We start from the raw sequence: 20,888 nt of genomic DNA on the forward strand, positions 1-20,888 counted from the left end.
AATGAAAACAACCAAATCCAAGAAAACACAATACAACGGTGAAATCACGCTGATCGAATTTCTCAAAGCTAATTCTGATTTGACTACGCGTGAAATCGCCAATGCGCTGGGGCGCGGTATGTCGTCAGTGAATGGCCAGCTTCGCCAGCTGCATGGAGCAGGTCAGATTGTCCAGAGTGGCCTACGCAACGGTGCAGCTTTATGGCGGTTTAACGATATGCCGTTTGGCTGCGCAAACCGCTTGCGGATGATGTTTGAAAACCTCTTGAGGGAATGTCGCGGAGTGGCTCAGTGAAATTACCTGTATGCCCTGATTGCGGGCTTCCCCCGGAGTTTCACTGGAAGAATTACACATTCGGTTCTTGCTCCGGATCCCTGAAGTGCCCGAATGAACATTATCGCGCCCAGTACAGCTACTGGGCTGGTGGAAAGAACAAAGCCAGGCATGCTCTGGAACAAAAATGGGCGGAAGCGGTGAATAAAAACGAGGTTAAAAATGGCTAAAGATTCGAAAGTGGTATACGGCGCCAGTGGCAAGACAAACGTTTTAACGTTCGAGCCTGAAAACCTTCACCTGGTAACCGATATGACCCACCCTCTCTACGATGAACGTGTTCACCTGCCGATCGACGAAGGGATGGTACTGAACATCAAGGAGCTGGGTGTACTGGAGCCGATCATCGTCTGGAAAGACCCTGAAACGGGGCTCACCTGCGTAGTTGTAGGTCGTCAGCGCGTAAAACATACCCTGGAGGCAAACAAGCTTCTTTTGAAAGAGGGCAAAGACCCACTGCTTGTTCCTGGGGTCGTTAAGCGCGGATCAGCAAATCAGATGGCTAAATACATGGTCAGCGAAAACGAAATTCGCCGACCTGATACACCGCTTGGCCGTGCTAAAAAAATGTCAGACGCTCTCGACCGCGGACTCGATGAGGACGACATTGCAGTGTTGTTTGGCTGCAGCTCTCAGACCGTTCGTGCAACGCTGTCACTTCTCGATGCCACCCAGGCCGTCCGGGAAGCGGTGGAGGCTGGCACGGTGACCGTTACCCAGGCACGTCAGTTGGCTTCTCTTAAACCCGAAGAGCAGCGGGAGAAGGTCTCTGAAATCGAAGCGGCAACTGCTGGCACAACCGGCCATGAAAAAGCCCGGCGTCAGCGTCAGATACTCGGTGATGCAAAGCCGCGCCTGAAAACCAGAAAAGAAATCACAAAAGCCCTGGAATCTGCAGAGGGTGAATATGCTGATGCTCTACGCTGGGTGCTCGGGGAGGCTGTATGACAATCACACTACAGGCAGTAAACGAGCTCATTCAGTCGCTTGAGTCTGCGGGCGAGCTGTCGATCAAAGAGACAAAGGTTCTGGCGCTGGCGAAAGCTTACCAGCAGCTGGCTGCGGAAAATGTGGGGCTGAAGGCTTTAATCCCGGAAAACTGGCAGATGCATGATGTTCTGCACCAGTTAATCGTTGCTCGCCCTGGTGGGGTGTATTTCAACAAATGGGAGAAGCTAATCATTGGGGTGCTGAACGAAACCCACGCAACCGATCGCATCGTAGCCGGGATTAAGGCTGATGGGGTGGAGTCAGGAATTAAAACCATCATGACGATGCTGAATCACCAGGCTCCGGGCGTCAGTGATGCAATCAACGTGTTGCGCGTCCACTCCTCTGAGCTGCGCGAGGGGGCCAAATGAGCATCATGATCGAAAAAATGGATGTTCTGTCTTTCACCATTACCGGCGCTGAACGCTTAGACCCTGTGCGGGTGATGATTGAAAACTATGAGCCAGGGAAGGGAAGAATCACAGTCACCTGCTACGGGCAGGCATGGACTGGCGCATGGTTTGCAATGGGCGGTGACACTGTTCAGGAGTTCATTAAGCGTGTCAGCAATGACTACCTGATCGGGTGTTTATCTCCCCGGCTTGAAAGCTCGGTTGACGATGATAACGACGCCAACCTTGCATTCGTTAAATCTCAAATCATCAAGTTGCGCCGCGAACGGGAACTTGACGCTGAGAAATCCCGTGAAATGTGGAATGAGGCCGAAAATGCTGATGACGTTAAGGCATGTTGCTGTGACTACGGTATTGGCAACGAACTTTTAGAGCTTTTTGGCGATGACCCCTGGTATGCCGGATGGCCGTCTGTACCCAATCCGAAATATCAATATCTCGATCGCATCCTGAATGCCGTTCGTGTCGGCCTGGTAGAAATGGAGCGTACAGCATGACAACTGATATCACCGAACTGTTGCAGAGAGAGAAATTCGAAGCGTGGGTTATGACTCAAATCTGCATTTCAAAGTCGACGCTGGAAGGCTTGCGCACTGCTGACGGATACCGAAACACCACGCTATCTGGAACAGATTACAACCGCATGTGGAATTGCTGGAAAGCGGCTGGCGCTGAGCTGGTAGAGGCGCTGGAGAAGGCGCAGCAGCCGGTAGTGCCACCAATGCAGCACTGGGAGGAATTGTGCCGTGAGCATCCGGACATGAGCATTGGAGATGCGATTATCCGTGCCGCTTGGTGGAATCACTGCCGCGCCGCCATGCTCCAGGCTGGCAACTTTCCGGTAATTCCGGATGGTTACGTGATGGTGCCGATGACGTTAACCGCTGAGAACGGCGCAAAGGGCGCGTTGTCCGGTGAGTTTTCAGAAACTAAATTCGTAAACTGCCCTGAGTGTTTTGGTGATGATGAATGCGAAACCTGCGACGGCAGCGGGAGAATTGAAATCACAGTACCGGTTACCTGGACGACTATTAAAGAGATCTGGGCAAAAGGCGTTGAGCATTTCGCAGCCGCCCCACAGGAGGTACCAGATGGAAAATGAAGGCGACAACGTCATCACTCTGGTGCAGCCAAAGCGTGACGAAGAAAAGCTGTTGAACATCACCGTAATTGACAAAAAGGACTACAGGGAGCAGCACTGCAAGCATAAAGCCGTCGAGGTCGATGAGAAGGGGAGGATCATTCTGTGCCTGCAATGTGGCTGCGCTGTAGACCCTTTCCAGTACGTTCTTCAGTGCGCGACTGATGGCGAGGCTGTGGTGAGAGAGATTCAGCAGCTTCATAACCGCCGTGATGAGCTGCGCGAATCTGTCGCCAACCTCGAGCGAGAAGAGAAAAATGCAAAGGCAAGGCTACGCGCTGCCAGAACGTCGATCCTATTCGCGGAAAACGACCTGAAAAATACTGAGCAGGGGATAAAGCAATAAAACACAAACACCATATTTGTTATCAACAAATCTAAGGTTTGTTATTTATGCAAATGATAACCAGAAAAAAGCCAGCTTTTACCGAGCTCTATCAGACTGGAGTTCTGACCCGCATTGTTGCAGTCAGAAACGCAGATAGCGGAGGCTGGCGACTGTTTGGGCTGTGGAGAGATAAGCAAATCGGCGTATACGTTGAAGCCGCTCGCGGTGGCGTCCGGGAGTGGTCAGGGTTGAATTACCTGGCTAACTTCTGCGGGAGCTGCGGAATCAGTTTGTGGGAGGTTCACTGCAAGGTCGAGCCAAAGTTACTTCAGTGATTATTAGTCCATCACCTTAAGCCCGCTTTTGCGGGTTTTCTTTTTCTTGCCTGGAAAATAGTGGGTTGCACACTACACAAAATGTGCATTCTTTGTCGCGCTAGTGTTTTCTGCTACTTCATTTTACATGCAGTTAATTAAATTCTGAAATTGGCTTAATTCTTCTATCTGAGTGAAATAGGGGGTTGCACCAGAGAAAAAATGTGAATGACTTTTTTATATTTAGTGGTTTTCCATAATGCATTGAATTTATTGCTCTTTATATTTTAATTGTCATTCTATTTTGTCTGTAAAAATAGGGTCTTGATGGACGATCTAAATATGTCATTGTATTCCAGAGCGTCGCGAGTTCATTTTTAGCCATCCCTGTACAGGAAAAGAAAAATCTACGATTTATGAAATATTCACAAGGTGCGGACTGATGAATAAGAAAGAAATGAATGAAGCAATGGACGTTTTGGGTACGTATGTTGTCAACCACCTTTCTGGTGGAGTTTATGTTGTAACTCCGCTTAATGAAGGAGAGATTGTAATCACAAAGGAATCTCACGAGGAGTGTAAAGTATTCTTCCGGAAGAAGAAAAAGTGATTTATACTAATCACCTCGGCTGAACACCGAACCTATCGCGCCATCACCGGAGTAAAGTGATGACGCAAAAACGCATCAACGCCATTTTACGCCGTGCCTCAGTGCGCGGTGTTTCCGTTTGTCTGTCGCATCCAGGTGGTGCGGTATGAGCAAATCAAAAACCAAAGCTGAAAAGCTGCATATCAGCCGCGTAGCCGCTCTGGGCTGCATAGTTTGCCGCAACCTTGAATACGGTGAATCACCCGCTGAAATCCATCACTGCAGTTCTGGTACTGGCTTGTCTGTCCGCGCTGATAATTTCCACGTAATCCCTCTTTGCCACGCACATCACCGCACCGGCGGCCACGGTGTTGCTATTCACGCTGGGCGTAAGTCATGGGAGGAAAAATTCGGTACTGAAGCTGAGTTACTGAGCCAGGTTCTCCAGGAGTTAGGGGAGACCACAGCATGACTAATCCTTACGGCGAATCTCTAGCAGCCCTTCGCAACGCACCATCACATTATTTAAAAGAGGTTGGCGACCAGTGGCGAACGCCGGATCCGCTTTTCTGGGGTATCAACGCAATGTTTGGTCCGTTGATGCTGGACCTGTTTGCTGATGACAGCAATGCAAAATGCCCTGTCTGGTACACCGTAGAAGATAACGCGCTGACACAGGACTGGTCGGAAATGCTGGACTCAATTGGTGGCGCTGCATTTGGCAACCCCCCTTACAGCCGTTCTCAATACCACGAAAAGCAAGCTATCACTGGCATGACTCACATCATGAACTACGCAGCAGCGCAACGAGAGAAGGGCGGCCGCTATGTGTTCCTGGTCAAATCCGCAACGAGCGAAACATGGTGGCCAGAAGATGCGGATCATGTTTGCTTTATCCGCGGGCGAATTGGTTTCGATCTGCCTGTCTGGTTTAAACCCGCCAACGACAAACAAAGGCCGACCAGCGCGTTTTTTGCTGGTGCCATAGCTGTATTTGATAAGACCTGGCGAGGCGAGAAATTCAGCTACATCAACCGCACCGAACTGGAAGCGAAAGGCCACGCGTTTATGGCGCTGGCGCAGTTTGCCATTGATAAGAAGGTGACCGCATGAGCCGTGACGCAATCGAGCGGATCCGCTACCGCTGGAAAAAGCTTCGTCTTTGCCGTCATCGCGGCACTGTATTAGTTGACTACCGCATCCTCAAAAACTTTATACGCACCTGCCAGATCCGGGGAGAGACAGCATGACTCCAATGCAACGCCGTAGACAAAATGCCGCTATGTCAGAAGTCGCGGTTGCCACGCATAAACGATACCTCGGACGCCCAGAATTGCTTACCGGTATTCAGTCTGCCTGGATTAAATCCCTGCTCACTGTCTGGGGGGAGAGTCTACGAGGTGCTACTTTTCCCCGCAAGCCTACAACGCATTCATGCTGGTGGGCCATCAAAGGGGTCAGATGGTCAGACAAAGCTCTGGAGCGTTTCACTGCTGCGCTTGAACAGGCAAGGAGGGAGGGATTTCGCGGGCCTAATGCCCTGAAGAGGGCTCAGATAATTTTATGGCCAAAGCCAGAGACTAGCGTCATAGACAGCGCTATCAGTGATGATGATGCTGATTTTGTGGAGAAATGCGTGCTCGATGCCTTTGATGTTAACGACCCTGTTTATATTGTTGGGCTGAGCTATTACACGACGAGAAAAAAAATATCTGATATTACCAGGGAGCTTCAGAAGATAGCCCCATGGCTGACGGCAGACCAGGCAAGAGAGCGCGTGAAATGGTGCCTTAAGATATTTCAGGGAAGGGCATTTCTATCTGCACGCAAAAACCTGAGGAGTTAGGTTTTAGCTTTTTGTGCTCAAGGTTCATTTTATAATTGATTTTCACCCAAAAGTTTAGATAATCCATTCATGCTTGGCAGAGCTGCGCCACGATGGCAGCGATGAGAAGCGACAATTTGAATATAACGAGAACCCCGCCAATGCGGGGTTTTTGCTTTCCGGCGATACGACAGGGGTATTCGCGAGATGCATTGCATCAGTACCCCTGTCACATCGTCGTATAGCATTGAAAATGAAATTGGCAGATGTTAAATTTCTGGGGTGGTGAATCCCCCTGTGCGGAGGGGCAATGCCAGGTCGAGTTATTTTTTTGCGCTTATTGCGAGTCGTTCCTGACCTGGCAGCGACTCACCGGGAGGCACCCGGCACCACACACATACTGCATAACCCTATCTAAAGGCCTGCCATTCCGGTGGGCCTTTTCTTTGGGCAAAAAAAAGCCCGCATGGTTTCATGCAGGCAAGGCAGTTACATTTAGATTTTGTCCCGGTATATGTTTTTTTGTCCGGAAGTCGAAAGATACTGTCTTGACTACTTTTTGTAAATAACGGATTCAAATCACAAGGCCATGCATTTGCATGGCTTTTTTATTATCAGGTCCCGCAGGAATCATCATCGACATGCTTCGTTGTTAAATCCAGCCTGACGGGCCTGACCCCTTTAAAACACAGCGCCATCCGTAACTAACGGGGGTGGAGTATGTACAGAATGGACAAACTCACAACGGGCATTGCCTACGGTTCTTCCGCAGGTAGCGCGGGGTTCTGGATACTGCAGCTACTCGACAAAGTATCCCCATCCCAGTGGGCTGCCATTGGCGTTCTTGGGAGTCTGGTATTTGGCTTCCTTACTTACCTGACAAATTTGTATTTCAAAATTAAAGAAGACCGGCGCAAAGCTGCCAGGGGGGAATAATGTCTCCAGCACTGCAAAAAACTGTTATTGCAGCGGTCACGGGCGGCGCTATTGCGATCGCTTCCGCTCTAATAACCGGGCCAACCGGTAATGATGGTCTGGAAGGGGTGAGGTATAAGCCGTATCAGGATGTTGTGGGTGTCTGGACAGTCTGCTATGGCCACACCGGCAAAGATATTGTGCTCGGAAAGACCTATACCGAGTCTGAATGCCGGTCCCTGCTCAACAGGGACCTTACCACCGTCGCCCGCCAGATTGACCCGTACATCCAGAAGCCGATTCCGGTAACAATGCGCGGGGCTCTGTACTCGTTCGCCTATAACGTCGGTGCCGGAAACTTTCAGACCTCCACGCTGCTACGCAAAATCAACCAGGGCGACCAGAAAGGCGCATGTGACCAGTTGCGCCGCTGGACCTACGCCAAGGGCAAACAGTGGAAAGGCCTGATAACCCGCCGCGAGATTGAGCGTGAAGTTTGTCTGTGGGGGCAGAAATGAACATGATTTGCTTCATCATGGCTGCGCTGCTTGCCTTTAACGGCAACGATGCGTGGCCATATCTTCTGGCAATCGGGGTAATCATGTCATGAGCCGATTAACCGCCATTATCATCGCCGTGGTTATCTGTCTGGTCGCCTGCCTTGGCTGGCTGGTTATGTATTACCACAACGCCGCCAGTCAGCAGGAAGCCAGAGCCGAAACTGCTGAGCAGCAGGTAAATACCGCTCAGGCCATCACCTCCAACGTACTGACCACCATGACGATATTCAACTCCATCGCCGAGGCTAACAAAAATGCAAAAGAGCAGATCGCACTGGACACATCGGGAGCCACGGCTGATATCAGGGTTGCTGTTGCGAATGATGATTGCACTAATCGCCATGTGCCTGCTGGCGCAGTTAAGCGGCTGCAGCAATACGCGAATGGTTTACGTCAAAGTGCCAGTGATACCGCTGCCGGCCAGCCTGACAGCTGACACCCCGCAACCGGAAATCCCTGACAACCTGACGTGGGGCCAAAGCCTGGATTTAAACGTCAGCCTGCTATCGGCGCTGGGCCAGTGCAACCGGGATAAGGCTGATATACGTCGGGCTGAAATATTTAGAGGGAAGAATGGGTGATATGCGGCAATTACTAAAATGCCACTTTTCTCCCCTTAATTTGCATGCCTATAATGTCTTTGCCAATTGGCTTCACACATAAGGTGAGACATGAAAAACGGTATTTACTTCGTTACTTTCAGCAGCAATGACCATGACGTTGGACAGGGCACTGTAGTAGTAAAAGAAAACGCCATCAACGGTGGGGATTTCGGATTTACCTACCAAGGGCATATTCAGGGCGATACATTAGATTTGCATGTTTCTCAGCATAATCCTCAGGCGGTCAATGTCATTCAAGGTGTAAATGACTACACGATGGAAATGAGCATTGTAGAAGTGCAAGGGGGTTACCTTTTATCAGGGGCCGTTAAAGGAGTCCCTCAGGCTCGGCTTAGAGTAAGTGCAAAATTCATTGGTGAGTTGGTTTAAAGTGTGTTTTTGCCTGACTCGCTGCGGCGGTTTTTTTCATTGGCATTACAGGAGCCACTACCTGAGTGGCTTCGATAATGCTTTCAAAAAAAGGAAATAGAATTATTCTATTTCCTCCATTAACTCAGAGGAAATTGTATGTACCTAAAAATTAAGCTAATCAAAGGAAAGGGGTTGGTTGGTGAGGATCCTGACACTGGTAAAGTTTACATAATAAATACCGGATTATCCTTTACTGGTGTTACTAGCAAAGGAGAGAAATGCTCAGTGATCAATACCGCTAGGGTTGAATCTCTTCAAGATGTGTCAGAAAGAATGATTGTTATTCATGGTGGTACCGTGCTTACTGGCGATTTATTGATTCGCCCAGACCGAGAATGTCGATTAGCTGAAATAAGATAAAATTAGAGCAATAATCATCACAAAGACCACCTACGGGTGGATTTTCTAATGACTATTAACAATAGTGGGGCAGCATGGCAACGCTTAAGGACTTATCCCTGCAGCTTAGGCAGTTGCAGAAGCAGATTCCATTCGCCGCTGCTCAGGCCATGACGGCCGTCGTGCGGGAAATTGCCGCAGCGCAAAAAGTCGCATTGGGTCGAAAGCTGGAATCGCCGACGCCGTTCACGGTTAATGCTGTGGGCTCATCGGGGGCCAGAAAGAATAACCTCCGCGCGAAAGTTTATGTGCGAGATATCGCTGCAGGTTACCTGGAGCCTTTCGAATTTGGCGGCGATCATAAGCTGAACAGCTCAGCGTTGCTTAACCCCAAAAACATCAAGCTGAACAAATACGGTAATATGCCGCGAAATAAACTTTCGCAGTTGAAAGCAAAGTCGAACGTGTTCATTGGTGATGTGAATAATGTCAATGCGGTCTGGCAGCGTCGTAAACCAAAACCGGCGAAGAAGAAGAGGGCTAAGCGCTCTCCTAATGGTACACGCAGGCCTAGACCAAAACAGAGACCCCCTAAGCTGCTGGTGAGGTTTGGCGATGCGCTTCCTGTAACGCCTGTGTTGGGATATATGGACCGCTCGAAGGCTATGGCAGAGGCATTGATGCCTGCTGCGCTGAGTAAAGCGATTGCTGAGGCTATCAGGACGGCTAAGTAAGGGACAATGATGTCCCTTACTGGGATGTGAGTTACAGAGATATCTCACATGCTTTTATAAAGCTATTAGTTGCAGTGGTCGAACCAGATGCATTACCTGAGAACGAGGATTGGTTACCGCCATCTGGTGTTTGCACACCAACAAGAACTTTAGATTTAGCGCTTTGTAATTGCTTAAGCACTACGGTTATTTTCTCTGCATCAACAGCTTCAACCTCGATTGACTGGGCGTTTCTACGTGACAGAGACGCCTCAAGCTTATTGATTGGATTGTCATCAATCTTGATGATTAAATCCATTTCTACCGTGGGAATGGAGTCACTTGTTTTGTCAGTTTCTACGTACGCAACTGTTAATTTATTCTTGGTGCAATCGAAAATCAGCCCAGAGTTTGAGGATGACAAGCTGCCTAGCATCACAGCCTTTTTCCCGCCTGTGAACAGGTCATCATCTACTTTAGTAAGCCATTGAGCGCTTGCAGAAAAAGATGTGAGCAAAACGGCAGCCAGGGCCGCATTAATAAAACTAACTTTTTTCATCATTATCCCCTTGCATTAATCGTGACAATGATAGGGTGTGATTCAATGTGATGCTATGTAAAAAAATGTTTTCAAATTCCGTCATACAAAAAAATGGGTCCTTCCTGAGGCTTTTGTAAGGCACGGGCATTGCGCGCCGCGGTGTTTTTGTAGCTACAACTTTTTATTTTGTGTCCCATGTCCCACCCCAAGGGATCGCCAGCCGCGCCAGAGCCAGCACGGATTATTCCATTTATTCCAGTGGGACATTCGTGTGGGACATTGCAAAAATGTCCAAGGTAAATGTCCCACCCCAAAAATGTCCCAGGTGATGCCCCATGACCACTATGAACCAGAGTCAGTACGCACAACATTCAGGCGTCGATCGCAAGACCATTGGCCGATGGATCAAGGCTGGTCGGTTTATCGTCATGGATGGCGACCTGATTGATGTTGAAGCGAGCGATTCCGCGCTGAAGAAAAACCGCGATGGAAAAGATCCGCGGGCTTCAAACGCGAAGAAGAAAAAAACCGTAGCACCCCGGAATGATGGCGACGATGAAATTGATGAAACCGTTCGCCAGATAATGCTTACAGAAGGTGCCGACCTTTCCAGGGAAGAGGCCGCGCGGATCCGTGAAAATTACATGGCCCTGCAGGCAAAGCTTCAGTATGAAAAAGACAGCGGCCAGACAATTGAATTGGCCATCGCCGAGGAGGTCCTGTTTAACGCCTTTCGCCAGCAGCGTGATGCATGGCTGAACTGGCCTTCACGCGTGGCACCGCTGATAGCCGCCGATCTGAATGTGCCGGCGGACAGGATGACAGAGGTGCTGATTGAACATGTCCACAAACAGATCTCAGTCCTCGGAGAACCAGAGTTTAACCCAGCGGAAGATTGAGCGTCTTCAACTGAGTGTCCGAAAAGGGTGGACACCGCCGCCGCGCATCAGCGTCCCGCAATGGGCCGATGACTACCGGAAGCTGGCTAAAGAAGCTGGCAGCACCTCTGGTAACTGGGAAACATCAACGGTAGAGATCGCCCGCGGTCCTATGCTGGCCGCGACTGAATCGGGCGTCCACGTTATTACCGTGATGTGCTGTACTCAGTTGATGAAAACCGCGCTGCTGGAAAATCTGTTCGGTTATTTCGCACACCTCGATCCATGCCCGATTTTGCTCCTGCAGCCGAAAGAGGAAGCAGCAGAGCAGTTTTCGAAAGAGCGTATTAGTCCGCTAGTACGCGTGACACCTGTGCTGCGTAATATCATCGGTGACTCAAAACAGAAGAGTTCGAAAGAAACCATTTTGTATAAAGCCTTCACCGGTGGATTCCTGGCGCTGGCTGGCGCCGGTAGCCCTGATAACCTTGCGCGCCGTCCTATCCGTGTTTTGCTGGCGGATGAGGTGGATAAATACCCGATTACTCGTGAGGGTGATCCCATTGCCCTGGCGGAAGAGCGAACCGCGACATTTGGCCTTAACTGGCTGTCTGTGCGGGCTTGTTCGCCGACGGTCGAAGATGAAAGCCGGATTGCTGCCAGTTACGAAGATTCAGATCAGCGGCGGGCCTCTGTAGTTTGCCCCCACTGCGGGCACCGACAGTTCCTTGATTTCTTCAAACATGTCCAGTGGCCGAAAGAAGGTGATAAGCATCTGACCAAAGCGGCCATGATCCATTGTGAATGTTGTGGCGCTGGCTGGTCGGAAGGCGAGCGTCTGCGGGCATTACAGACAATTCGCTGGCACCAGACTAAACCGTTTGAATGCTGTGGTTCCCGCCATTCTCCATTAATGGAATATGATCAGAAATGGCATGAAGGCGATGAGGGGAGTGTTGATACTGTCTGGCGCTGGTCGGAGTCGGAACGGCATGCCGTATACCGGGCGATTTGCCCGGACTGCGGGGCCGAGGCGCTGGATAATCAACACGCCGGGTACCAGGCGTCAAAACTCTTCAGTCCCTGGCAAAAAGACAAGCCATCGGATATTGCGAAAAAATACCTCGATGCAAAAGGCGATCCGGATAAAGAACAGGCCTGGTGGAACACCCAGATGGGGTTGCCGCACCGGCCCAACCATGGGAAACAGCTCCCGGTTGATGTTCTGCTGGCGCGCCGTGAAGTCTTTCCGGCCGTCGTTCCTGATGGCGTGGCATTATTAACTGCCGGCGTCGATACCCAGGATGACCGATTCGAAATCACGATCACTGGCTGGGGTCGGGACGAAGAATCGTGGTCAGTTGCGCATGACGTCATTTATGGCGATCTGGAAACTGAGGAGCCGTGGAAGCGCCTCGATGCGTACCTGAAACAGATATGGCGACGTGGTGACGGGCGAGGGCTGAATATTCTGGCTGCATGTATGGACTCCGGTGGTCACCATACCCAAAAGGTTTATGAGTTCTGTAAAGAGCGCCTTGGGCGTCGTATCTGGGCTATCAAGGGGGAGTCTGCGCAGGGGGGCAAACGCAACCCCGTCTGGCCAACCAAGCGACCGACATCGAAAAGTAAAGCCAGCTTCAGGCCAATTATTCTTGGCGTGAACTCTGCGAAAGATGTTGTCCGTGGTCGCCTGCATCTTGAACCGCCGGCTTTAGGTACTGCAGGTGCGGGCTATATGCACTTCCCGGATGATCGTGACCTCGGATATTTTAACCAGCTACTGGCAGAGCGACTGGTTTACAAAGTCACTGCGGGTCAGCGTTATAGCGTCTGGGAACAGATACCGGGGAGGGCAAACGAAGCGCTCGACTGTCTTGTTTACAGTTATGCGGCTCTATGTGGGCTAAAACATATGGGGTTAAAACTCAACGTTCGGGCAGCCAACCTTGCCGCTGACCCCGATAAATTCCTGCCAGCTCCTCCTGTACCCGAAGAAAAAATTAGTTACGAGTTACCGGGCGCCGTCATTGTTGAGCAGCCAGATGAAAAACCAAGACGAAAGCGGATCTCGCAACTCTTGCCATAAGGAGGCCCCGTGCCACAAATCACAACGTTACTGACCGGAATGAGTACTGAACAATTACAGGCGGCGCTTAGTCAGGCGCAGCAGGCATATATCGACCTGTCAACGGGTGCGAAAGGTGTCTCTTTTTCGTACACACAAGGCGACGGCACTCGAACAGTAACCTATCAGCAGACAAGTCTCGGTGATTTGCTGGCGCTGATTCAAACGATACAGGCAATGCTTGGGATTTCCAGAAGACGTCCAATACGGGTGAGGTACTGATGAGTGTGCAAATCTTAGGGGCTGACGGACGTCCTTTGCCGCCATCTACTCAGAAAATGAAGTACGGGGCGTTGTCAGGCAGCGGCAGAGTTCCATATGACGCGGCGGACTCCTTTAGCGATCAAATGGCCAACTGGCAGCCTGCTCTGTGGTCACCAGATAATGAAATTAATATCTATCGTGATCGCATTGTGTCTCGAATGCGGGACCTGGCACGTAATGACGGATGGGCGTCAGGGACAATAACACGCGTTCTGGATAATGCGGTTGGTGCGAATTATCGACCAATCTTTAAACCCGATTATCGGATGTTGCGTCTTATTACGGGCAATAAGGCGTTTGATGCTACCTGGGCGGATGAGTACGGAAAGGTGATTGAAGCGCACTGGCGATCATGGGCAAATGATCCCGGACGATATTGTGATGTTGAGCGAAAACAAACAGTTTCTCAGATGCTACGGCTAGGATTTCGTCACAAGTTGCTCGATGGCGATTCGTTATTGATTCTTCAGTATCGACGCGACCGTTTAGGCCCCGGACGCGGACAGTATGCCACGACGGTACAGGTCGTCGATCCTGACAGACTCAGTAACCCACAGCAGAATTTCGACATGCCGAATATTCGTGGCGGCGTGGAGATTGATGCCGATGGAGCACCTGTCGCTTACTACATCCGTGAAGCGCATATCGGCGACTGGTGGAGTGGAGCGAAAACCATGACATGGCAGCGCATTCCTCGTGAAACATCATGGGGACGTCCGATAGTGATCCATGATTTTGATATGGAACGGGGGTCGCAACACAGGGGGGTAGGAATACTAGCACCTATAGTGCAGCGCCTGAAAATGCTGATTAAATATGATGAGTCTGAGCTTGAGGCGGCAATTCTGAATGCCATCTTCGGTGCCTACGTTGAATCACCATATGATGCCCAGATGGTGTCTTCAGCCCTTGGTGATACAGGCTTTGGTGATGGTGATGAACTGAGTGCATATCAGACTCAGCGAACTGAGTATTACCAGGATAAGCGCCTTAATCTTCAGAATGGCGCCCGAATCCCTCATCTCTTCCCTAATGAAAAAATAGTTACTCTGGACGCGGCTCGTCCAACCAGTAACTTTGACGGGTTCGAAAGCGCGGTATTACGGAATATCGCCGCAGCTACAGGATTATCCACCCAGCAGGTTACTCAGGACTGGTCGGATGTTAACTATTCATCTGCGCGTGCAGCCATGCTGGAAGCCTGGAAAACGCTAACTCGTCGCCGTGACGATTTTGCAACCGGAACCGCTCAACCAGTCGCTTCTGCATTTGTAGAAGAAATTCATAGTATTGAATCGTTGCCTTTGCCTTCCGGAGCGCCAGATTTTCTTGAGGCCAAAGCGGCATATTGCCGTGCGCGATGGATGGGGCCGGGACGTGGATGGGTGGACCCGGTTGCTGAGAAGAAAGGCGCGATCCTCGGGCTTGATGCCGGTCTGTCCACTCTGGAAATGGAAGTGGCTGAAAACGCCGGCGAAGATTGGGAAGAGGTGATGGATCAGCGCAAACGCGAAATCGATGCCTGTCTGGAGCGTGGTCTTCCATTACCCAGTTGGGCGCAGGCGGATCAATTCGCCAGCGAGACAATTAAAGACCCGGAGGAAAAGTGAATCTACCTCATCTGGCGCAGCGGCTGTTTAATACGCCGCTCGCCCTTCACCCAAATAAAGCCGAGGTCATTATGGCTGCGGTCATGGATCGGTTTGGTATCAGCAGAATCGAATCCTCCCTGGCTATGGAAGATGATGACTGGTACGGCTACGACGGCAATCGCAGTCGGGAGTCAAAGCGCGATCCTGGATACGACAACGTAGGCGGGATTGCCGTTATCCCAGTTTGCGGCACGCTGGTTCAAAAGCTGGGATGCCTGAGGCCGTACAGCGGCATGACCGGTTATGACGGCATCCGCCAGTCATTTCTGACCGCGCTGGCGGACCCGGAGGTCAACGGCATTTGCCTGGATATTGACTCTCCGGGTGGGGAGGTCGCTGGCTGTTTTGATCTCGTTGATGAAATCTACAACGCCCGGGGCATGAAACCTATCCATGCCATTCTGACCGAAAATGCGTATTCCGCGGCGTATGCGATTGCCAGCGCTGCTGACCGTATTTCTGTTCCCCGGACCGGCGGTGTTGGTTCCGTCGGTGTTATCACCATGCACCTGGACTGGACGCAGCGAATTAAAGACGACGGCCTGAAAGTGACGATCATTACCTTCGGAAGCCGTAAAGCAGAAGGCTCGCCATTACGGGAACTTTCTGAAGAAGCGTTTAATGCCATCCAGCAGGATATTAATGCCATGGGGGAATTGTTCGTAAATACCGTCGCCAGAAATCGCGGCATAAGCGCGAAGGTGATTAAAAGTACTCAGGCCGCCTGTTTTATGGCTGCTGATGGTGTGGAGCTTGGACTGGCTGATGAGGTATGCCCTCCGGATGCTGCGTTCAGACATTTACTTGAAAAAACAGGAGCCTGAAATGGCAAAGAAACCGTTTAGTTTCGCCCACCTTATTGGACTTGGTGTATCAGCTTCCGAAGAGGAAGACGATAAAAAATCCAAAAAGGCGAAAGCCCGTCGCGCGGAAGAAGACGAGCGCGATGATGACGCGGAAGACGATGAGCGTGACGACGACGCCGAAGAAGATGAACGCGACGACGATGCGGAAGATGACGATGACGATCCAGATGCTTCCGAAGAGGATGAATCCGACGATGACGACGACCGCAAAGAAGGCAAAGTGGCTAAAAGTGCCCGCATTGCTGAGCGTAAACGTTGCGCCCGCATCTTCAGCAGTAAGCACGCTGCTGCGAACCCATCGCTGGCCGCCTCGCTCGCATTCAATACCGGGATGAGCGCTGCGGCTGCTATCAACATTCTGGCATCTACCGTGCCAACTACTCAACCCCAGGCAACGGGCAAGCGTTCTCTCGATCAGCGCATGCAGGAAAGTGAGAATGTCCGGATTGGGCTGGATGGAGGGAAACCAGCCAGCGGTAAATCGGCACTGGTGAGCAAAATGACCAGTCTCTACAACTCCACGAAAGGGGAAAAATAATGGATCAGTTTGGTCAGAATCAGTTCGCCCCGGGTATGGAAAGTTCGTTGTTTTTACCCGACCAGCTCATCGCCGGGACGCTTCAGCTTGTTACGGACACCGGCATTATTACCGGTGGTACCTATAAACGTGGAACCGTACTGGGGATGGTCACCGCCAGTGGGAAGTATAAACTGAGTGTGAAGACGGCAACCGATGGTAGCGAAACCCCGGTGGCGATTCTGGTTGATAATGTTGATGCGTCAACTGCAGATCAGAATGGCGGCCTGTATCTGATGGGCGAGTTCAACCAGAACCACATTATCTTTGATAACTCCTGGGCCATTCCGGCACTGAAAACAGCCCTTCGACCGCTGGCTATTTTCCTGAAAGACAGCACTCAGGCCCCTGTAGCCACTTCCTGATTTACCCCTCTCACTCCTGATCTAATGCTTTAACCGGCAGGGGCTGACTCATTCCAATTTTTGCCAGCGTGCAGCTGGCATTATTAAGAGACTGAATATGGAAAATATTTTTGATACCAGCGTGCTGGCACAGGTCGTTCCTAACCTGAAAACAAGTCAGAACTGGTTACTGGATCGCTTCTTCCCGAATGTCGTGACCTACGAGACTGAAGAGGTGGCGATTGATGTCGATGTCGGCCTGCGTCGTATGGCGCCGTTTGTCTCTCCGCTGGTGGAGGGCAAGCTGGTCGAGTCCCGTAAATACCAGACCAATACCTTCAAACCTGCGTACATCAAAGACAAGCGCGCCCCTGATCTGCGTAAACCGATTCGTCGTCAGATTGGCGAGCGAATTGGTGGCGAATACACTGCTGCCGAACGTGAAATGTTAAATCTGCAGTTTGAAATGGCTGACCAGATCGACATGATCAACCGTCGTCTGGAGTGGATGGCGGCCAGCGCGCTGGTGTCCGGGACCGTCACGGTCACCGGGGAAGGTTACGAAACTAAAGTGGTGGATTTTGGTCGTGCTTCCGACCTGACCATCACCCTGAGCGGTTCGGACAAATGGCCGCTGACCGTTGCCGCAGGCGCGACCAATACCCAGCCTTCTGATGATATCGAAGCCTGGCAGACCACTTTCCTGAAAGAGTCCGGTTCTGTCGCCACTGACCTGGTCTTCACGAATAAGTCGTGGCGTGCATTCCGACTCGATACCACCATTAAGGATAACGCCATCACATTCCCGGCGCTGAGCCCGTTTGGTAACCAGATTAATGCGGGCCCACAGGTGATGAAGGGGGCTATCTATAAAGGCCGCTGGGGTAACTTTGACCTCTGGTTGTATAACGACTGGTTTATTGACCCGCTCGATAATGTCGAGAAGCCGATGATCCCTGATGGTGCAGTCATCATGAGCGGTGCGGACCTGATGGGTACCCGCGCCTTTGGCGTCATTCTGGACCCGGCATTCAACTACGGCCCGCTGGCCTATGCGCCCAAGTCCTGGGTAAAAGAAGATCCGGCACAACGCCTTATCCTGATGCAATCCTCCCCGCTTGTTATTCCGAGCCGGGTCAACGCATCCCTCTGTGCAACGGTGGTCTGATATGGCTAAAGCAACCAAAACCGGGTCGGTGGATGATCTGAATGCGGAAGGTACCGCCGAAGAAGGCCTGAATGTTGACGATCTGAATGCAGGCGGAATCGTTCAGGATAACCAACAGCATGACGAAACAGACGGTGATTCAGCAGATGATGTGGACGGCGCTGAAGATGAAACCGACGCCCCTGAATACGTCGTTCTGAAGGGGAACTGCATTCGCCATGACGGCGAGATTTACCGCGAAAATCTGCGTATTCCGGTCTCCGGTAAGGACGCAGAACGTCTGCTGGCTGCAGGTGTGATCGCCGATGTTCAAGTTCTTCGGCAGCGCGCGATATCTGCTGCGCGTGGCGTGAAAATTACTACGGAGTAAGCGCGATGGGAGTGGACTGGGATTTACACCTGTTGAGTCCGCTACATGGCGTCTTCGGCGATGAACACGAGTACCGTCCCAAAGACGGTGCTCCTTTCACAATTAACGGCATTTTTGACCGTGGGTATGCCCAGGCTGCTGAAAACCTCGACGGGGATTCAGTGATCAATACCTCCAGTCCGATGCTCGGCGTACGTGATGCCGAGTTCCGCAAGCTGGGGAAACCTCAGCCTGAAGTATCGGATCGGGTGTTTATTAAAACCGTCGGCGGCAACGTCATTAATCAGTTATTCGTGGTGTCCAATGTCGAGCCTGACAGTCATGGCGGATCCCGCCTTGTTCTCAATGTGGTGAAATCACGATGAATGCATCAGCTATTCGCAAAATGGTGGTGACGGCGCTGGTCGGGAACACCGATGCCGGCGACCATGTTTATTCTCCGCGGGACTGGCCAACCTCGGCGGCGCTTTATCCGGCGCTGCTGGTACAAACCCCGTTCGATCATAAAAAGGCGCAGGGACGGAATACGCCAGCGTTCACTACGGTGACCACTGTCCGCATTACTGGCCGCGTCCAGGAGTATGACGGGGAAACCGATGATGACGGCGCAATGCGAGCCGAGACCGCGCTGGAGGACCTGCGCGAGCAGGTGGAAAGGGCAGTCATCAACAGCTACGAGCTCACCCGTAAAATTCAGAAGTACGCGGAAGTCCGGTCGACCATTAATGTTGACGCTGACGGTGAGGCGCATCTGGGCCAACTGCTGTTCGAAATCGATATCGAACATTATCAGGGGCCGGAGGACTTTTATCCCATCGCCCCGCCGTTGCTGGAGGGGATCGATATCACAGTCGAAATGCCTGACGGTACGCCGCGACCGGGAACCAGTATTAACCTGCAGGAGTAATCCATGTTTGTAAAACCTAAAGATGGGCTCAGCGTGCGCTGTCCTGTCCGGGGCGAAGCATTGCCCAAAGAAGGCGCTGACGTGCCGGATAATACATTCTGGCGCCGCCGACTGAAGGATGGCGACGTAATCCCGGTTCAGGAAAAAGGTGTAAAGAGCACCGTTCAAAAAGAGGGCGACAGTAAATGACCGTTCCGTTTTCACGCGTCCCCAGTAACCTCCGGACGCCGTTGTTTTACGTGGAGTTTGACAACTCCATGGCCAATACCGCTACGGCAACCCAGCGCACTCTGCTGATTGGGCAGATGCAGTCCAGTGGATCAGCGGTGCCCAATATCCCTGTTAAAGTTTCCTCCCCGAATGGAGTAGGGGACCTGAGTGGCAAAGGTTCTCAGTTGCATGGAATGATGACGGCGTATCAAAAGAATGATACCGCTGCAGAAGTCTGGATCCTGCCTCTGGCAGATGACTCTGAATCTATGACAGTTGCTAAAGGGACTATCAAAGTCACCTCGCAGGCTTCTGAGACTGGGGTTATCTCGCTCTATATCGCCGGGATCCGCGTGCAAATGACAGTCCTGGCAACTGATACGCCAGTACAGATTGCCGCAGCGATGGTAGCAGCCATTTCCAAGAAAACCGATCTGCCTGTCACTGCTGCCGTAAAATCTGACGCCACTGATACCGTCGAGCTTACCGCAAAAAATGCTGGGCTTTTGGGCAATGGCATTGATATTCGCCTTAACTATCTCGGTACGCAGGGGAGTGAGGCCACACCGACTGGACTGACTCTCACGATCACGACAATGTCTGGTGGCGCAGGTGCCCCTGATTTTGTCGATGCGGTCGGCAATCTTCAGGATAAAACCTTCGACTTTATCGTTAACCCCTACGACGACACCGTGTCTCTTGATGCGATGAAGGCGTTTCTTAACGATGCTTCTGGCCGCTGGGCGTGGGATAAACAACTTTATGGTCACGCCTTCGGTACTACGTCTGGAACTTATGCCGAGCTGGGAACGAAGGGTGAGGCGCGTAATAACCAGCACGAAACATTGCTGGGCGTCTATCGTTCTCCAACGCCACGTTACATCTGGTCAGCGGCGCTGGTTGGGGCTATTGCCCCGAGTCTGCGCAATGATCCGGGCCGCCCGCTGCAGAGCCTGCCGGTTTATGGCGTACTGGCACCAGATCTGCAGGACCGTTTCGAACTCACTGAGCGTAACAACCTGCTGTACAGCGGCATTTCAACGTACACCGTCGCTGATGATGGGACTGTCAACGTTGAAAACGTCATCACCACCTATCAGAAAAACAGCTACGGCGACGAAGACGATAGCTATCTTCAGGTAGAAACATTGTTCAGCCTGATGTTCGTCACGCGTTATCTTCGTACCGCCGTGACCAGTAAATTCGGGCGAATGAAACTGGCCGCAGATGGAACCCGTTTTGCACCTGGGCAGCCGATTGTCACGCCTAATATCATCAAGGCCGATCAGATCGCTGAATACCAGACGTTGGTGTTTAACGGCTATGCACAGGATGCCGAAGCGTTCGCGAAAAATATTATCGTTGAACAAAACGCATCAAATCCCAACCGCGTCGATGTGTTGTGGCCGGGAACCCTGATCAATCAACTGCGTATTTTTGCGCTGCTTAACCAGTTCCGCCTGCAGGCTGAATCAACAGGAGCATAAG

32 protein-coding genes and 1 pseudogene are annotated in these 20,888 nt (G+C 51.4%); 32 read left to right on the forward strand and 1 reads right to left on the reverse strand.

Annotated features, from left to right (window positions below):
* Window position 1: 1 nt before the first annotated feature.
* The 19 genes and pseudogenes from BJF97_RS09760 (at window position 2) to BJF97_RS09835 (ending at window position 9,516) form a co-directional block, all read left to right on the forward strand.
* On the forward strand, window positions 2-295 hold the full coding sequence (locus BJF97_RS09760; RefSeq protein WP_049130028.1) for a FaeA/PapI family transcriptional regulator: 294 nt from the start codon (window positions 2-4) through the stop codon (window positions 293-295).
* Window positions 292-504: a hypothetical protein gene (locus BJF97_RS32365; protein ID WP_077270206.1), complete on the forward strand. Its 213-nt coding sequence runs from the start codon at window positions 292-294 to the stop codon at window positions 502-504. Before BJF97_RS09760 ends, BJF97_RS32365 begins: the two co-directional genes overlap by 4 nt.
* Entirely contained in the window at window positions 497-1,282 is a 786-nt protein-coding gene (locus tag BJF97_RS09765; protein ID WP_070082868.1) for a ParB/RepB/Spo0J family partition protein, read from the forward strand. The genes BJF97_RS32365 and BJF97_RS09765 overlap by 8 nt, the downstream gene beginning before the upstream one ends.
* A complete protein-coding gene (locus BJF97_RS09770; protein WP_070082869.1) occupies window positions 1,279-1,695 on the forward strand; it encodes a hypothetical protein in 417 nt (138 codons plus the stop codon). Before BJF97_RS09765 ends, BJF97_RS09770 begins: the two co-directional genes overlap by 4 nt.
* Window positions 1,692-2,234: a hypothetical protein gene (locus BJF97_RS09775; RefSeq protein ID WP_187418272.1), complete on the forward strand. Its 543-nt coding sequence runs from the start codon at window positions 1,692-1,694 to the stop codon at window positions 2,232-2,234. Before BJF97_RS09770 ends, BJF97_RS09775 begins: the two co-directional genes overlap by 4 nt.
* Complete coding sequence (locus BJF97_RS35055) at window positions 2,231-2,839, forward strand: hypothetical protein (RefSeq protein ID WP_227518186.1); 609 nt, start codon at window positions 2,231-2,233, stop codon at window positions 2,837-2,839. Before BJF97_RS09775 ends, BJF97_RS35055 begins: the two co-directional genes overlap by 4 nt.
* On the forward strand, window positions 2,829-3,224 hold the full coding sequence (locus BJF97_RS09785) for a hypothetical protein (RefSeq protein WP_070082870.1): 396 nt from the start codon (window positions 2,829-2,831) through the stop codon (window positions 3,222-3,224). Before BJF97_RS35055 ends, BJF97_RS09785 begins: the two co-directional genes overlap by 11 nt.
* A 738-nt stretch (window positions 3,225-3,962) precedes the next feature.
* The gene (locus tag BJF97_RS34695; protein ID WP_155774241.1) at window positions 3,963-4,130 is read left to right on the forward strand and encodes a hypothetical protein; all 168 of its coding nucleotides are present in this window, start codon (window positions 3,963-3,965) and stop codon (window positions 4,128-4,130) included.
* A gap of 145 nt (window positions 4,131-4,275) precedes the next feature.
* The gene (locus BJF97_RS09795; RefSeq protein ID WP_064362838.1) at window positions 4,276-4,581 is read left to right on the forward strand and encodes a Ref family recombination enhancement nuclease; all 306 of its coding nucleotides are present in this window, start codon (window positions 4,276-4,278) and stop codon (window positions 4,579-4,581) included.
* A pseudogene (locus BJF97_RS09800) lies at window positions 4,578-5,219 on the forward strand (phage N-6-adenine-methyltransferase); the annotation flags it as partial. The gene BJF97_RS09795 and the pseudogene BJF97_RS09800, both read left to right, overlap by 4 nt.
* Complete coding sequence (locus tag BJF97_RS34045) at window positions 5,219-5,359, forward strand: YlcG family protein (protein ID WP_009653799.1); 141 nt, start codon at window positions 5,219-5,221, stop codon at window positions 5,357-5,359. The pseudogene BJF97_RS09800 and the gene BJF97_RS34045, both read left to right, overlap by 1 nt.
* Window positions 5,356-5,955 (forward strand): hypothetical protein, encoded by a 600-nt coding sequence (locus BJF97_RS09805; RefSeq protein WP_057173860.1) that lies wholly within the window; start codon window positions 5,356-5,358, stop codon window positions 5,953-5,955. Before BJF97_RS34045 ends, BJF97_RS09805 begins: the two co-directional genes overlap by 4 nt.
* A gap of 699 nt (window positions 5,956-6,654) precedes the next feature.
* Window positions 6,655-6,870: a class II holin family protein gene (locus BJF97_RS09810; RefSeq protein WP_024358952.1), complete on the forward strand. Its 216-nt coding sequence runs from the start codon at window positions 6,655-6,657 to the stop codon at window positions 6,868-6,870.
* Window positions 6,870-7,367 carry a lysozyme gene (locus BJF97_RS09815; protein WP_070082872.1) on the forward strand — a complete coding sequence of 166 codons (498 nt, stop codon included), beginning with the start codon at window positions 6,870-6,872 and terminating at the stop codon, window positions 7,365-7,367. Before BJF97_RS09810 ends, BJF97_RS09815 begins: the two co-directional genes overlap by 1 nt.
* Window positions 7,368-7,455: 88 nt before the next feature.
* Window positions 7,456-7,845 carry a DUF2570 domain-containing protein gene (locus BJF97_RS09820; RefSeq protein ID WP_070082873.1) on the forward strand — a complete coding sequence of 130 codons (390 nt, stop codon included), beginning with the start codon at window positions 7,456-7,458 and terminating at the stop codon, window positions 7,843-7,845.
* Window positions 7,793-7,990 (forward strand): Rz1-like lysis system protein LysC, encoded by a 198-nt coding sequence (gene lysC, locus BJF97_RS35060; protein WP_442910099.1) that lies wholly within the window; start codon window positions 7,793-7,795, stop codon window positions 7,988-7,990. The genes BJF97_RS09820 and lysC overlap by 53 nt, the downstream gene beginning before the upstream one ends.
* 90 nt (window positions 7,991-8,080) lie before the next feature.
* The gene (locus tag BJF97_RS09825) at window positions 8,081-8,401 is read left to right on the forward strand and encodes a GrlR family regulatory protein (protein WP_070082874.1); all 321 of its coding nucleotides are present in this window, start codon (window positions 8,081-8,083) and stop codon (window positions 8,399-8,401) included.
* Between the two features lie 138 nt (window positions 8,402-8,539).
* Window positions 8,540-8,803, forward strand: coding sequence for a hypothetical protein (locus tag BJF97_RS09830; protein ID WP_070082875.1), 264 nt, complete (start codon window positions 8,540-8,542; stop codon window positions 8,801-8,803).
* A gap of 74 nt (window positions 8,804-8,877) precedes the next feature.
* Window positions 8,878-9,516, forward strand: coding sequence for a hypothetical protein (locus tag BJF97_RS09835; protein ID WP_070082876.1), 639 nt, complete (start codon window positions 8,878-8,880; stop codon window positions 9,514-9,516).
* 31 nt (window positions 9,517-9,547) lie between these two features.
* On the opposite strand, the gene BJF97_RS09840 is transcribed toward BJF97_RS09835, so the two are convergent.
* Window positions 9,548-10,057 (reverse strand): hypothetical protein, encoded by a 510-nt coding sequence (locus BJF97_RS09840; protein WP_070082877.1) that lies wholly within the window; start codon window positions 10,055-10,057, stop codon window positions 9,548-9,550.
* A 314-nt stretch (window positions 10,058-10,371) separates the two neighbouring features.
* Between BJF97_RS09840 and BJF97_RS09845 the strand changes: the two genes are divergently transcribed.
* From BJF97_RS09845 to BJF97_RS09905, 13 genes are all read left to right on the forward strand, one after another.
* Entirely contained in the window at window positions 10,372-10,935 is a 564-nt protein-coding gene (locus BJF97_RS09845; RefSeq protein ID WP_070082878.1) for a hypothetical protein, read from the forward strand.
* Window positions 10,877-13,003 carry a phage terminase large subunit family protein gene (locus tag BJF97_RS09850; RefSeq protein WP_070082879.1) on the forward strand — a complete coding sequence of 709 codons (2,127 nt, stop codon included), beginning with the start codon at window positions 10,877-10,879 and terminating at the stop codon, window positions 13,001-13,003. The genes BJF97_RS09845 and BJF97_RS09850 overlap by 59 nt, the downstream gene beginning before the upstream one ends.
* A 39-nt stretch (window positions 13,004-13,042) precedes the next feature.
* On the forward strand, window positions 13,043-13,264 hold the full coding sequence (gene gpW / locus BJF97_RS09855; protein WP_077270223.1) for a gpW family head-tail joining protein: 222 nt from the start codon (window positions 13,043-13,045) through the stop codon (window positions 13,262-13,264).
* The gene (locus tag BJF97_RS09860; protein WP_423202487.1) at window positions 13,264-14,916 is read left to right on the forward strand and encodes a phage portal protein; all 1,653 of its coding nucleotides are present in this window, start codon (window positions 13,264-13,266) and stop codon (window positions 14,914-14,916) included. The genes gpW and BJF97_RS09860 overlap by 1 nt, the downstream gene beginning before the upstream one ends.
* Window positions 14,913-15,782, forward strand: a complete 870-nt coding sequence (locus BJF97_RS09865) for a S49 family peptidase (RefSeq protein ID WP_070082881.1) — start codon at window positions 14,913-14,915, stop codon at window positions 15,780-15,782. The genes BJF97_RS09860 and BJF97_RS09865 overlap by 4 nt, the downstream gene beginning before the upstream one ends.
* 1 nt (window position 15,783) lies before the next feature.
* Window positions 15,784-16,362 (forward strand): hypothetical protein, encoded by a 579-nt coding sequence (locus BJF97_RS09870; protein WP_070082882.1) that lies wholly within the window; start codon window positions 15,784-15,786, stop codon window positions 16,360-16,362.
* Entirely contained in the window at window positions 16,362-16,766 is a 405-nt protein-coding gene (locus BJF97_RS09875) for a head decoration protein (RefSeq protein WP_047723969.1), read from the forward strand. The genes BJF97_RS09870 and BJF97_RS09875 overlap by 1 nt, the downstream gene beginning before the upstream one ends.
* A gap of 97 nt (window positions 16,767-16,863) precedes the next feature.
* Entirely contained in the window at window positions 16,864-17,913 is a 1,050-nt protein-coding gene (locus tag BJF97_RS09880) for a major capsid protein (protein WP_070082883.1), read from the forward strand.
* Between the two features lies 1 nt (window position 17,914).
* Entirely contained in the window at window positions 17,915-18,283 is a 369-nt protein-coding gene (locus tag BJF97_RS09885) for a hypothetical protein (RefSeq protein ID WP_070082884.1), read from the forward strand.
* A 5-nt stretch (window positions 18,284-18,288) separates the two neighbouring features.
* Window positions 18,289-18,648, forward strand: coding sequence for a head-tail joining protein (locus BJF97_RS09890; RefSeq protein ID WP_070082885.1), 360 nt, complete (start codon window positions 18,289-18,291; stop codon window positions 18,646-18,648).
* Window positions 18,645-19,190 carry an ATP-binding protein gene (locus BJF97_RS09895; protein WP_070082886.1) on the forward strand — a complete coding sequence of 182 codons (546 nt, stop codon included), beginning with the start codon at window positions 18,645-18,647 and terminating at the stop codon, window positions 19,188-19,190. Before BJF97_RS09890 ends, BJF97_RS09895 begins: the two co-directional genes overlap by 4 nt.
* A gap of 3 nt (window positions 19,191-19,193) precedes the next feature.
* A complete protein-coding gene (locus BJF97_RS09900) occupies window positions 19,194-19,379 on the forward strand; it encodes a DUF2635 domain-containing protein (protein WP_070082887.1) in 186 nt (61 codons plus the stop codon).
* On the forward strand, window positions 19,376-20,887 hold the full coding sequence (locus tag BJF97_RS09905; RefSeq protein ID WP_070082888.1) for a phage tail sheath subtilisin-like domain-containing protein: 1,512 nt from the start codon (window positions 19,376-19,378) through the stop codon (window positions 20,885-20,887). The genes BJF97_RS09900 and BJF97_RS09905 overlap by 4 nt, the downstream gene beginning before the upstream one ends.
* The last annotated feature ends 1 nt before the right edge of the window (window position 20,888 follow it).

It is taken from the genome of Klebsiella sp. LTGPAF-6F, from assembly GCF_001753185.1.
Taxonomy (GTDB): Bacteria; Pseudomonadota; Gammaproteobacteria; order Enterobacterales; family Enterobacteriaceae; genus Klebsiella; species Klebsiella michiganensis.